General features: G+C 69.0%; 10 protein-coding genes and 1 pseudogene. 5 read left to right on the top strand and 6 right to left on the bottom strand.

Annotated elements, in window-relative coordinates; all coding sequences use genetic code 11:
* Positions 1–12 precede the first annotated feature (12 nt).
* Both AWB94_RS21160 and AWB94_RS21155 read left to right on the top strand, forming a co-directional pair.
* Positions 13–1,170, top strand: coding sequence for a metallophosphoesterase family protein (locus tag AWB94_RS21160; protein ID WP_062657705.1), 1,158 nt, complete (start codon positions 13–15; stop codon positions 1,168–1,170).
* A complete protein-coding gene (locus tag AWB94_RS21155) occupies positions 1,167–3,785 on the top strand; it encodes an AAA family ATPase (RefSeq protein ID WP_062657706.1) in 2,619 nt (872 codons plus the stop codon). The genes AWB94_RS21160 and AWB94_RS21155 overlap by 4 nt, the downstream gene beginning before the upstream one ends.
* Before the next feature lie 12 nt (positions 3,786–3,797).
* On the opposite strand, the pseudogene AWB94_RS21150 reads toward AWB94_RS21155, so the two are convergent.
* Both AWB94_RS21150 and AWB94_RS21145 read right to left on the bottom strand, forming a co-directional pair.
* Positions 3,798–4,390 (bottom strand): annotated as a pseudogene (locus tag AWB94_RS21150) (LLM class flavin-dependent oxidoreductase).
* A gap of 78 nt (positions 4,391–4,468) precedes the next feature.
* Positions 4,469–5,671, bottom strand: coding sequence for an acyl-CoA dehydrogenase family protein (locus AWB94_RS21145; RefSeq protein ID WP_062657709.1), 1,203 nt, complete (start codon positions 5,669–5,671; stop codon positions 4,469–4,471).
* Positions 5,672–5,761: 90 nt separating this feature from the next.
* Here AWB94_RS21145 and AWB94_RS21140 point away from each other — a divergent pair, with 90 nt between their 5' ends.
* Entirely contained in the window at positions 5,762–6,994 is a 1,233-nt protein-coding gene (locus AWB94_RS21140) for an alpha/beta fold hydrolase (RefSeq protein WP_062657710.1), read from the top strand.
* Here AWB94_RS21140 and AWB94_RS21135 read toward each other — a convergent pair.
* From AWB94_RS21135 to AWB94_RS21120, 4 genes are read right to left on the bottom strand one after another with little or no spacing between them, the layout of a single operon-like run.
* On the bottom strand, positions 6,981–8,660 hold the full coding sequence (locus tag AWB94_RS21135) for an oligopeptide ABC transporter substrate-binding protein OppA (protein ID WP_062657711.1): 1,680 nt from the start codon (positions 8,658–8,660) through the stop codon (positions 6,981–6,983). The two genes, AWB94_RS21140 and AWB94_RS21135, sit on opposite strands and share 14 nt — an antisense overlap.
* On the bottom strand, positions 8,647–10,497 hold the full coding sequence (locus tag AWB94_RS21130; RefSeq protein WP_062657712.1) for an oligopeptide ABC transporter ATP-binding protein OppD: 1,851 nt from the start codon (positions 10,495–10,497) through the stop codon (positions 8,647–8,649). The genes AWB94_RS21135 and AWB94_RS21130 overlap by 14 nt, the downstream gene beginning before the upstream one ends.
* Complete coding sequence (locus tag AWB94_RS21125; protein ID WP_062657713.1) at positions 10,494–11,411, bottom strand: oligopeptide ABC transporter permease OppC; 918 nt, start codon at positions 11,409–11,411, stop codon at positions 10,494–10,496. Before AWB94_RS21125 ends, AWB94_RS21130 begins: the two co-directional genes overlap by 4 nt.
* A complete protein-coding gene (locus AWB94_RS21120; protein WP_062657714.1) occupies positions 11,408–12,388 on the bottom strand; it encodes an oligopeptide ABC transporter permease OppB in 981 nt (326 codons plus the stop codon). Before AWB94_RS21120 ends, AWB94_RS21125 begins: the two co-directional genes overlap by 4 nt.
* Before the next feature lie 115 nt (positions 12,389–12,503).
* Between AWB94_RS21120 and AWB94_RS21115 the strand changes: the two genes are divergently transcribed.
* Complete coding sequence (locus AWB94_RS21115; protein ID WP_062657715.1) at positions 12,504–12,734, top strand: hypothetical protein; 231 nt, start codon at positions 12,504–12,506, stop codon at positions 12,732–12,734.
* Between the two features lie 92 nt (positions 12,735–12,826).
* Positions 12,827–13,060 carry a hypothetical protein gene (locus tag AWB94_RS21110; protein ID WP_131805323.1) on the top strand — a complete coding sequence of 78 codons (234 nt, stop codon included), beginning with the start codon at positions 12,827–12,829 and terminating at the stop codon, positions 13,058–13,060.
* The last annotated feature ends 37 nt before the right edge of the window (positions 13,061–13,097 follow it).

The following is a 13,097-nucleotide window of genomic DNA, read 5'->3' as shown; positions in this document are numbered from 1 at the left end:
TAGACTCCCGTCATGCGCTTCATCCACACCGCCGACTGGCAGCTCGGTATGACCCGGCACTTCCTCAATGCCGGCGGCGCCGACGCCCAGCACCGCTATTCCGCGGCGCGCCGGGAGGCCGTGGCCGGACTCGGTGCGCTGGCCGCCGAGACGGGCGCGGAGTTCGTGGTGGTCGCCGGTGACGTGTTCGAGCACAACCAGCTCGCTCCCGCCGAGGTCAGCAAGTCGCTGGAGGCCATGCGGGCCATCGGCGTTCCGGTCTATCTGCTGCCGGGCAACCACGACCCGCTGGACGCCGGGTCCGTCTACACCAGCGAACTGTTCCTCGCCGAGCGCCCGGACAATGTCACGGTGCTCGACCGTGACGGCGTGTTCGAGGTGCGGCCCGGTCTGGAGATCGTCGCGGCCCCTTGGCGTTCCAAGGCACCGACCACCGACCTGGCCGGTGCGGTGCTGCAGTCGCTGCCTGCCGACGGCACGCTGCGGGTACTCGTCGCGCACGGCGGGGTCGACCTCCTGGATCCCGACCCGGCCAAACCGTCGCTCATCCGGCTGGCCGGCCTGCACGACGCGCTGGATCGCGGTGCGGTGCACTATGTCGCGTTGGGGGACAAGCACTCCCGCACCCGAGTGGGCGACACCGGCCGGGTCTGGTACTCCGGGTCGCCGGAGGTCACCAACTACGACGACGTGGAGGCCGACCCGGGCCACGTGCTGGTGGTCGACCTCGACGGGGGTGAAGCCCGCGTGCAGGCCCGGCGGGTGGGGCGGTGGCGCTTCGTCACGTTGCGCCACCAGGTGGACGACGACCGTGATATCGCCGGACTGGACATCAACCTGGACCAGCTGCCCGACAAGGACCGCACCGTGGTGCGGATGGTGCTCACCGGTTCTCTCACCGTCACCGACAAGGCCAAGCTCGACGCCTGCCTGGACCGCTACGCCCGGTTGTTCGCGTCACTGCGACTGTGGGAGCGGCACACCGACATCGCGGTGATTCCGGCCGATGGTGAATTCGACGACCTGTCTATCGGCGGCTTCGCCGCGGGCGCGGTGCAGGAGCTGATGGCCACCGCCCGCACCGACGGCGCCGACGCCGATGACGCCCGCTCGGCGCTGGCCCTGCTGCTGCGCCTGGCCGGTCCCGGTGGGCAGGGGAGCGCGGCATGAAGCTGCACCGGCTGACGCTCGTCAATTACCGCGGAGTGGCGCACCGCGAGATCGAGTTCCCCGACCGCGGCGTCGTGGTGATCAGCGGCGCCAACGAGATCGGCAAATCCTCGATGATCGAGGCACTGGACCTGCTGCTGATGGCCAAGGATCGGTCGGCCAAGAAAGAGGTCAAGGCCGTCAAACCCACGCACGCCGACGTCGGATCCGAGGTGATCGCCGAAATCTCCACCGGGTCATATCGTTTCGTCTACCGCAAACGCTTCCACAAGCGTGCCGAGACGGAGCTCACCGTGCTGTCCCCGCGCCGTGAGCAGCTCACCGGCGACGAGGCACACGAGCGGGTGCTGGCCATGCTGGACGAGACCGTGGACACCGCGTTGTGGCAGGCGCAGCGGGTGCTGCAGGCGACCGCGACCGCACCGGTGGATCTGTCCGGTTGCGACGCGCTGTCGCGGGCATTGGATGTGGCGGCCGGTACCGGCGACGACGCCGGGCCCGCCGGGGACGCCGACCCGCTGCTCGTCGACCGCATCGATGCCGAATACCTCGCCTATTTCACCCAGACCGGCCGCCCGACCGGGGAGTGGGCGGCGGCCATCGCCCGACTGCGCCAGGCCGATGAGGCGGTGTCCAGCTGTGCCGCCGCGGTGGCCGAGGTCGACCACGCCGTCGGCCGGCACGAGGCGCTCACCGCCACGGTGGCCGAACGGACAACTCAGGTCGAGGCCGCGGAGACCAGACTGGCCGCAGCGCGGGAGGCCGCGGCGGTCGTGCAGCGGCTCTCCGCGGCGCGGGACAAGGCGGCGCTGATCGCCGACGCCGCCAAGGCGACGTCCGGGATGTCGGCCGCCGCAGTCGCCGAGCGTGACCGGCTGCGCGCCGAAATCGACGAAAGATCCGTCGCGGCAGCCGAATTGATCTCCACCGCGGCTGAGTCGGCCCGGGCGCAGGCCGCGCTGCGCGACGAACACGCCGATGCCGAGCAGGCCGCGGTCGCCGCGGAGGCCGAGGCCGAGGCCGGCCGGGCTCGGCTGGAGGCCGCTCGGGGCGTGGTGGCGGCGCTCGCCGCGCGTGACGAAGCGGCGCGGCTGGCCACCCGGTTGGCTCGCCTGGACGCCGCCGCGGCCGAACTGGAGAAGCTCGGCACCGAGTTGGCGCCGATCGTCATCACCGACGCCCTGCTGCGTGAGGTCGAGGCCGCCGAACGGGCCGTCGAACGCGCGGCCGACCGCGCCGAACTCGCTTCGGCCCATGTCGAACTCGTCGCGCTGGCCGACCTTGAGGTGCGCGCCGGCCAGCAGAGCATGGTGCTGGTCGCGGGCCAGCGGTGGTCGGCGGGCATCGCCGAGCCGACCGAGATCGACGTCGCCGGGGTGCTGTCGGCACGGGTGGTCCCGGGCGCCGACGCGGTGGACACCGCGGCCGCGCTCGAGGCAGCCCGCGCGGCGCTGGCCGAGGTGCTGCGGCGTTGCGATGCCGCGGACGCCGCGGCCGCCCGTGCATTGCACGCTCGGCGCGCCGAACTCACCGCCGCGCGGGACCGGTTGCGCGCCACCGTGGATGCGCTCACCGGCGACGAGACGCCGGAGCAGTTGCGGGCCCGGCACCGGGCGCTGTGTGCCGGGGAAGCGCATCCCGAAGGCGATATCGACGCGGCCAGGGCCGAGCTCGACGCCGCGGTGGCGGCGGCTGCACAAGCCGGACGCACGGCCCAGGAACTACGCGGCCTGGCGGCCGGGCTGGGCACCCGCCTGCACGACGCGACGGTCGCGGCCAGTGTGTTGCGCGAGAAGCTGGCCGCTGCGCAGGCCGAACTGTCCGCCGCGACCGAACGCCTCGCCGGCGAGCGCGTGCTGGCCGCCGACGACGTGTTGCGTCAGCGCGCCGAGGCGGATGCCGACCACGCCAGGGCGGCGGCGGCCGCGGTGGCCACCCTGGACGCCGAACTCGCTGCGGCCCAACCGGATGCGGTGACCACGGCGCTGGCCGAAGCCACCGCCGCCGCGCAGGCCGCCCAGCGGGACCGGGCGGCCGCGGCCGCGGAACTGGCCGACGTCGCCACCGCCCTGCGGCTGTACGGCACGCAGGGACGCAAGGGTGCCCTCGACGCCGCCGAGTCCGAACGTGCCTACGCGCACTCGGAGTACCAGCGCATCGAGCGCCGGGCCCGGGCCGCGGAATTGCTGCGCTCGGTCATGATGCGGCATCGGGAGTCGGCACGGCTGCGCTATATCGAGCCGTTCCGCGGTGAGATCGAGCGACTGGGCCGCATGGTGTTCGGTGCCGACTTCGAGGTCGACATCGACAGCTCGTTGCGCATCTGCAGCCGTACCGTGGGCGGCCGGACCGTCGGCTACGAATCCCTGTCCGGTGGCGCCAAGGAGCAGATCGGGATCGTGGCCCGACTGGCGTGCGCGTCGCTGGTGGCCAAGGAGGACACCGTGCCGGTGGTCATCGACGACGCGCTGGGCTTCAGCGATCCCGACCGGCTGACCAAGATGGCGGCGGTTTTCGATTCGGTGGCCGGCGACGGTCAGGTGATCGTGTTGACCTGCGACCCGGACCGGTACGCCGGCATCGCCGACTCGCACCTGATCGAACTGACCGCCTGACGTCCCCGCCGGTTACGCGACCGCGTGCGCCACGCGCTCGGTGGTCGAGCTCAGGCCCAGGTGATCGCGCAGCGTATCGCCCTGGTACTCGGTTCGGAACAGGCCGCGGCGCTGCAGTTCCGGCACCACGTAGTCCACGAAATCGTTGAAGGTGCCCGGGCTTTGGGCCGCCGACACCATGACCCCGTCGGCCTCACCGGCGCGGAACGACTCCTCGATCTGATCGGCGACCTGGGCGGCCGTGCCGACGTACTGCGGCAGCAGCACACCCTGGGCGTACCACTTGCCGATATCGCGCAGCGTCAGGTTGTCCCGGTTGGCCGAAGTTCTGCGCCTCGCTCTGGGACAATGAGGTGACGATGTTCCACATCACCCGGCCCCGGGTGATGTGGTCCAGGCTGGCGAAGATGCGGGCTAGCTGGTACGGGTGAAAGTAGGTGGCGGACTTGGTGATCGCCACGCCCAGCTTGCTGGTGACGGCGCCGATGCTGGCCGCCACGATGGACGGATCCAGGGTGGCGGTGGCCTGGGTGCCGCCAGGCGGCGTGACTGTGAGTGACCTGCGAGGCGATCTGGAAGCCGCCGAGGTGCAACTGCCGGGTCATGGTGGTGCTGGGGTCCTTTCCCAGTGATTTGTGCACGTTTGGTCACGCCTGGCGTGACCAAACGTGCACAAATCGCTCTCAGAAGTACGCGTTGGCCGGGACCGGGGTGCCGTGCAGCAGCTGCTGGCCAATGGCGCGGGCCTTGAGGCCCACCGGGTTGTGCAAGGTGATGGTGCGGATGTTGCGCCAGTGCCGGTCGAGGTTGCGGGCCCGGCTGGACGCGCTGGCCCCGCCGAGCTCCAACAGCCGGGTGGCCGCCTCGGGGGCGACGTCGTCCAGGTGCACCTTCACCTTGGCCGACTTGAGCTGAGCCTCGGCGGCCAGATCGGCGTCGGGCACCCCGTCGACCTCGGATGCGTTGGCCGCGGCGATCGCGGCGGCCGCATCCAGCACCGCGGTCCGCGCGATGTACGCCGTGCTGGCCAGTTCGCCGAGCTGTCGCTGCAACAGCGGATCGTCGATCGGCTTATCGGTCACCGCATGGCTGAAACTGCGCGCCCGTGACCGCAGCAGGGCCACACCGTCGTCCACCACGGCCTGCAGGATGCCGGCGACGATGGCGTGGATGTACAGCTGCAGCGACGCGTACTGCACCGTCGGCGTGGGCTGCGCGTCGTATGGGGTGTCGCTGAGCACCTCGTCGGCGGCGATCGCGACACCGCTGAACGTGGTGGTGCCGGTACCGGTGCGGCGCTGGCCGAACCCGTCCCAGTCGTCGATCAGCTTGACGCCGGCACGGTCGGTGGGCAGCACCACGGTGGCCACCGAATCGTGATCGGTGGTCGCGGTGACGGTCAGATAGTCGGAGAACAGTGAGCCGGTGCTGTAGTACTTCTCGCCGTCCAGCCGGTAACGGCCGTCGGCGGCGGGCAGCAGCCGGGTGTTGAACACCAGGCTGCCGACCGCCAGGCTGCCCTTCTCGCTGAACGCGTTGCCGAACGTCTTGCCCTCGGCGACCCGGTCCAGCCAGCGCAGGTCCTGGGAACGCAACCGCTCTTCGACGAACCAGAAATGCGCCCGGAAAATGTGCGCGACAATGGGATCCGCGCGGGCAACGTCGATGACGGCGGAGAAAAGTTGCGGCACCGTCAATTCGGCACCGCCGAGTTCGGCGGGCAGGCGCAGTGTGCCGAATCCGGCCCGCTTCAGGGCGGCGACTTGGTCAAAAGGATTCTCGTCGTTCAGGTCTCGGTCTTTGGCGCCGGAACCGATGCGGGTGAGCAACTCGGTCCATTCGGGTGATCCGGGCAGGATCCGGGAGGTGTTTTCCACGGTGGTCATGCCGACAAGTAGTACCGAGTGAACCGGCCTCGCCGCACTGCTTGCGATCACCGCGAACCTAAGAATGACGGCAGGGCACAATAAGGCACGATGACCATGACCGCGAAACGCCGCCGGGCCCACGACAGGCTCGCCGGGCTGCCCGGTGTGCGCCCCGTGCGCCGGCCCATCGCGCCTGGGCAGCCCGGCGAGTTCGACCTGTACTACGTGCGCACCGGCCTGAAGTCGGCGCATCCGCTGCTGGTCATCCCCGGCGGACCGGGAATGGCGTCGGTGGCGCCGTACCGGGGGCTGCGCCGGCACGCCGCGGCTGCCGGCTTGGACGTGATCATGGTCGAGCACCGCGGGGTGGGGTTGTCCCGGCACGACGACGCCGGTGCCGACCTACCACCGGAGGCGATCACCGTCGAGCAGGTCATCGACGATATCGCCGCCGTGCTCGACGACGCCGGCGTCGGTTCGGCGCTGGTGTACGGCACCTCGTACGGCACGTACCTGGCGGCCGGACTCGGCGCACGCCATCCGCACCGGGTGGCGCAGATGGTGCTCGATTCGCCGGTGTTGTCGGCGCACGACATCGAGTACATGCGGGCCGCGATCCGTGGCCTGCTGCTCCACGGTGCCGATCCGGAGACCGCAGACCTGGCACCCAAGGTGCGCAAGTTGCTCGACGAGCGCGTCCTGCGCGACGCCGACGGGCAGGTGGCCGGCGCGTTGTACGGCTACGGCGGCGCCGGGCTGTTGGGGCGCCAGATCGATCTGTTGCTCAGTGGGCGGACCTGGGTCTGGTCCGCGCTCAAGATCGTGCGGCGGATGACGCACCACACCGCACCGTTTCACAGCGAGGACGACCTGGTGAACCGGATCGCGTTCCGGGAACTCGACTTCGCGGGGGTGCCCGACGGCCTCCCGCTGGACCCCTCGACCAGCCTGGGCAAGGCCAACACCGACCGCCTGCACTTCGAGGGCGAACCCTTCGACCTGACCGCCGAGATGCCCCGCTTCGGCTGGCCGACGGTGGTCCTGTCCGGCGGGCATGACCTGGTCACCCCGCCCGCGCTGGCCCGTCGGGTGGCCGGACTGATTCCGGGCGCGGTGCTCGTGGAACTGCCCAACGCCGGGCACAGTGTGCTGGACACCCGCGAGCGGGCCGCCCTGGCGGTGATCGCCGACGTTCGGGCCGGCGACGCGTCCGCACTGCCCGGCCGCGCCGCCGAGCTCGACGCCATGCCGGCGAACGCTCTTGTGCGCCTGGCCATTTCCGCGCTGGCCGCGGCGACCGTCGCCGAATCGGCGATACCGGGCCGGGTCAGGGCTTCATGAAACCGATCGCGGTGTAGTCCAGGTCGCCCAGCCCGGCCGCGCCGAAGTTCGCGAGATTGCTGCGCACCGCGACATTGCCCGGCGTCTGGAACAGCGGCAGGCTGAAACCCTCCGCCCAGATCAGCTTGTCGGCCTCATTGGCCAGATCCCGCGCCTTGGCCTGGTCCAGCTCGTCGAGCACCTGGTTCACCTTGGCGTCCAGTTCGGGTGTGCTGATCTTGCCGAAATTGCTCTCCGCGCCGGTGGTGTAGATCTGGCTGAGGCAACACAGCGTGAACGCTTCACCGACCCAAGAGAACTGAGCGATGTCGAAATTACCCACGGTGATGTAGTCGGTGAAGAAGCGGTCGCCAGGCTTGCCCTCCAGCTGCAGGTTGACCCCGATCTGGGCCAGGCTGTTCTGCGCCAGCTGGGCGATCTGGCGGGTGCTCTTGGCGTCGTAGAACACATCCCGGATGACCAGCTGGCGGCCATCCTTCTCGCGGAACTGGCCGTTGAGCTTCCAGCCCAGCGCGTCGAGTTCGGCCTTGGCCTTCTCCGGGTCGAACGCCACCACCGCGCTGTTGTCCTGATAACCCTGCTGGCCGGCGACGAAGATGTGATTGTTCAACGGGACGGGATTGTCCACCAGCCCGCGCTGGGTGACATTGGCGATGGCTTGGCGGTCGATGCCCTTGGCGACCGCCACCCGCAGCGCCGGGTCGGCCAGGATGGATCCCGGCGCGCCGTTGAAGGTGAAGTGGTACCACTGCGGCGCCGGCGCCCGCCGGATCGAGATCCCCGGGGTGTTGCGGGCAATCTGCAGTTCGTCGAGCGAGGCGATAGCCGTGGCGTCGATGGTGTTGTTCTGCAGCGCGGGGACGCGGGCCGCGTCATCGAGCACCAGATAGGTGATGCTGTCCAGCCGGGGCGTGGTGCCCCACCATTTCGGGTTGCGCACCAGCGTGATGCGCTGGGCGGTGCGGTCGATATTGGACACCATGAAAGGGCCCGCCGACGGTCCGGGACCGTTCAGCTGGCCCTTGTTGAAGACGTCCGGGTTCTCGGTCATCTTCTTGGGCTGCAGCGTGGTGTTGCCCGCGAACATGCCCTTCCAGTCGGTGTAGTGCTGACCGAAGGTGACGATGGCCTGCCGGTCGTCGACACCCCGGGTGACCGAGGCCACCCGGTCCTGGCCGGCCGAACTGGGGATCAGGTAGCGCTTGTCCTTGCCGCTGGTGGCATGGATCTGCGAGGCGATGTCCTCCCAGGTGATCGGGGTGCCGTCGGTCCACACCGCCTTGGGATTGATGGTGTAGGTGACCACCTGGGGGTTCTCACTGGTGAGTTCGATGTTGGTGAAGTAGTCGTGGTTCACCGACACCGAACCGTCGGGGGCGACGAAGAAGGCGCGCGGCAGCGTGGCGCGCAGCATGGCTGCGCCGGTGCCCTCGCTGTCGATGTTCAGCGGGTTGAAGTTCGCCGGCATCGCGGGCAGCGCCAGGCGCAGGTTGCCGCCCTGCTGCAGCGTGTTGGGATCCTGCGGATTGATGTCGTTGGTGGTGCCCAGCGTGGCGTCACCGCCGATCGGCGGGATGTTCTGCTCGCCGCCGGAGCAGCCGGACAGCACCAAGGCCGTGGTGAACAGGACGGAAGCCAGCCCGTAAGTCAGGCTACGGATCTTCATGGCGATCGACTTTATCCTCCGGTTGCGGAACCGCGGCCAGTAACCGCCGGGTGTACTCGTGTTGTGGGGCGGTCAACACCGTGTCGGCGGGGCCCTGTTCGACGACGACGCCACGGTGCATCACCACCACGTCGTGGGCCAGATGCTTGACCACCGACAGGTCATGCGAGACGAACAGATACGAGAGGCCGAAGCGCTGTTGCAGGTCCAGCAGCAGGTTGATGATGCCCGCCTGGATGGAGACATCCAGCGCCGACACCGGCTCGTCCAGTGCCAGGATCTTCGGTTGCAGCGCCAGCGCCCTGGCGATGCCGATGCGTTGCTTCTGCCCGCCGGAGAACTCGGCCGGATAGCGACTGGCGTCCTCCGGCCGCAGCCCGACCGTGGTGAGCAGCTCCGCGGTGCGGGCCGCGATGGTGGCCTTGTCGGAACCGTTGGCGGACAACGGTTCGGCGAGCACGTCGGATACCGGGAGACGGGGATCGAGTGACGCCACCGGGTCCTGGAACACCACCTGCAGGTCGGTGCGCAGTTGTCGGCGGGCACCGCGGTCGAGTGTGGCGACATCACTGCCCAACACCTCGATCGAACCCGATTGTGGCGCCTTCAGTTCCAGGATTTGGTGCAGTGTCGTCGACTTCCCGGAACCCGATTCACCGACGATGCCCAGCGTGCGGCCCTGGCGCAGCTCGAAGCTGATGCCGTCGACGGCACGCACCTCGCCGACCTGACGGCGTAGCAGCAGCCCCTTGGTCAGCGGGTAGGTCTTCACCAGATCACTGACCCGCAGGACAACCGGCGAATCGGCGGCGTCCTCGGAATCGTGCGGTTCGGTTTGCACGCCGTAGATCTCGGCCGCGGTATGCCCGATCACGCCGTCGGTGTGAATACAGGCCGCGCCGTGCGCGGGCCCGATCTCGAGCAGAGGCGGTTCGGCGGCGAGGCAGTCGTCGGCGGCCAGCGGGCAACGCGGGGCGAACGGGCAGCCCTGCGGCAGCGCGGCCATCGACGGCGGGGCGCCGGGGATCGGCACCAGTCGCTGCCCACGCGGAGCGTCCAGCCGGGGCACCGAGCCCAGCAACCCGGCGGTGTAGGGCATCGCCCGGTTGCGGTAAAGCTCTGTCACCGAAGCATTTTCGACGACGGCACCGGCGTACATGACCAGCGCACGGTCGGCGAACTCGGCGACCACGCCCAGGTCGTGGGTGATGATCAGGACACCGGCGCCGGTGACATCGCGGGCGGTGCGCAACAGGTCCAGGATCTGGGCCTGCACCGTGACATCCAGCGCAGTGGTGGGCTCGTCGCAGATGATCAGATCCGGGTCGTTGGCGATCGCGATGGCGATCACCACCCGCTGCCGTTCGCCACCGGACAATTCGTGTGGGAACGCCCGTGCGCGCTGGCCCGGGTTGTTGATACCGACCAGCTCGAGCAACTCGACCGCCCGAGTCGAGGCGTGCCGGCGATCCAGCCCCGGCTGGTGGATCCGCAGCGCCTCGGCGATCTGGTCGCCGACGGTATAGACCGGGGTCAGTGCGGACATCGGGTCCTGGAATACGGTGCCGATGGAACGGCCACGGATGCGCGACATCTCGTCATCGCCGAGGTTGAGCAGTTCGGTGTCGTGCAGCCGCACCGAACCGCCGACCTCGGCGTACTCGGGCAGCAGGCCGACGACGGCCATCGCGCTGGCCGACTTGCCGGCACCGGATTCGCCCACCAGTGCCACCACCTCGCGCGGTGCGATGTCGAACGAGATCCCGCGCACGGCCGGTACCCGCTCGGTATCGGTGGGGAATTCGACGGTCAGATCGCGGACTTCGAGCAGGCTCATTTCGCTCGCCCCCGCAGCCGGCGTGAACCCGGGTCGACGGCGTCGCGCAAGGCGTCGCCGACCAGGTTGGCGCACATCACGATCAGGATCAGCACCCCGGCCGGGAACAGGAACACCCACGGGAAGGTGGTGGCCGACGGGGTGCCGTCGGCGATCAGGGTGCCCAGCGAGACATCCGGCGCCTTGACGCCGAAACCGAGGAAGCTCAAGCCGGTTTCGGCCAGGATCGCGACGCCGACGTTCAGTGTGGTGTCGATGATCAGGATGGACGCCACATTGGGCAGCACGTGGCGGGCGATGATCCGGGCATCGCTGACCCCCATATACCGTGCGGCGGTGACGAATTCACGCTCACGCAAGCTCATGGTGAGTCCGCGCACCATCCGCGAACTGATCATCCAGGAGAACGACGCGAGCAGCACGATGAGCACCAGCAGCGCGCCGGAACCCTGCGTGCCCCTGGTCGCGATGGCGATCAGCAGGAAACTGGGTACCACCAACAGCAGATCGACGATCCACATCAGCGCACGGTCGCGCCAGCCGCCGAAGTAGCCGGCCACCGCGCCGACGACCGCGGCGATGAACGTGGAGATGAACGCCACGCACAAACCGATCAGCACCGACTTCTGCATGCCGCGCAGCGTCAGCGCGAGCAGATCCTGACCGAGGGCGTTGGTGCCGAACCAATGTTTCGGGCTGGGCGGGGTTTGCAAGGAGTAGTAATCGAGATCGGTGTAGCTGTAGGGCAGCAGTGGGGGCAGGGCGTAGCAACCCACGAACAGCACGGCCAGGATGACCAGCGCCACGACGGCCGGGCGGTTGCGCAGGAAGCGCCGCCACACCAGCGTGCGGCGCGAGGCGAACGCCTGGACGTCGACACCGGACTTCGCGGTCGTCGAACTCGGATCGCTCATCGGGCCACCCGCACGCGGGGGTCAAGCGCCGCCAGTATCAGATCCGACAGCACCCCGGCCAACAGCACCGTCGCACCCGAAAAGACCGTCATCGTGACGATGATGTTGGTGTCCTGCGTGGCCAGGCCCTGCACGAACCACTCACCCATCCCGTGCCAGCCGAAGATCTTCTCGACGAATACCGCGCCGGTGACCAGGCCGCCGACCCCATAGGCGAACAGCGTGGCCATCGGGATCAGCGCGGTGCGCAGGCCATGTTTGACCAGCGCCTGGCGCCGGGTCAGGCCCTTGGCCCGGGCGGTGCGGATGAAATCCTGGCCGAGCACGTCGAGCATCGCGTTGCGCTGGTACCGGCTGAACCCGGCGATCGATCCGAGCGCCAGCGTCAGGGTGGGCAGCACCAGATGCTGGATCCGGTCGACGAAGATGTTCCACGTCCCGCCGATGGCATCGGGTGAGGTCTCGCCGGTGTACTCGAAAATCCGCACGCCCAACACCGAATTCACCCGCAGCGCAACCAGAATCAGCAGGCTGGCGATCACAAAGGTGGGGGTGCTCAGGATGAGCAGTGACAGGGCGGTGATCACCCGATCGGAGAACCGGTACTGCCGGATGGCGCCCCACGCGCCGGCCACGACGCCGAGGATGGCCCCGGCGACCGAACCGATGACCACGAGCCGCAGGCTGACCCCGACTCGGCGCCACAATTCGTCGCTCACCGGCTGGCCGGCCACCGTCGTACCGAAGTCGCCGCGGACGGTGTCGGAAAGCCAGGTGGCGTAGCGCTGGGGGATCGGCTGGTCCAGATTCAGCTCGGCGGCCTTGGCATCGATCACGGCCTGCGGTGGGCGGGGGTTGCGCTGCTCCAGGCTCTCCAGCGGACGGAAGGTCAGCGACGCCAGCGTGAACGCCAGGAAGGACGCCAGCAACAGCAGCACGATGTAGTTGAACAGTCGTCGCGCCAAGAACCGCGTCATCGAACCACCCGCATGACGCACAGGGTAGGAGATGACCGTGCCGCAAGCCCGTTACCGGCCAATTGACACCCGCATGTCAGGTTGTTCACAGGGTGATGCATTTCACTTTCACGGCATGAACTCACGGGCCGCAAAGACTCTTCACATCTGGGCCGCCGCGATCGGCGCCGCCGCCTTCCTGGTGATCGGCCTGCTCAGCGCACTGCTCACCTCGGGAAACATCGCGACGCCGATGGCGGACAACACGACGATGCAGATCGGCGTCACCACGACGCTGGAACCGACACCCCCGACGGCCCCCGGGGTGACCCGGGCCGTGCCCGCCATCCGCGGCCCCGCCAAGTAATCGCTGCTCAGGGGCGCCATAGCACGCTCATATCGAGGTAGTTCATACCACCTCTGGAGCCGGTTTCCAGCGCGGCGGCGTTCGCTGGAGGCATGAAACTCATCCTCCTTTTGACCGGTTGTCTTGCTACAACCGCGTTGCTCATCGGGGCGGTCATCGTTGCCACCGCCGCACCGTCGGACCTGGCGTCCGGCCCGTCGGGCGGAGTGGCCACCACCACCTCGCTCGACCCGACCGTCGAGGCCACCACCATGGCCGTTCCGGCGATCCGCGGCAAGGTCCCGTTGTATCCGGGGCAGGCGCCCAACGCGGATCCGCAAGGCTGAGCGTCCGCGCCCCGGCTCCCAGGTTTCGCGGAGCGGG

The organism is Mycolicibacterium canariasense (genome assembly GCF_002101555.1).
Lineage (GTDB): Bacteria > Actinomycetota > Actinomycetes > Mycobacteriales > Mycobacteriaceae > Mycobacterium > Mycobacterium canariasense.
Note: the sequence above shows the minus strand (reverse complement) of the source record. Positions and strands in the feature narration are given on the sequence as shown.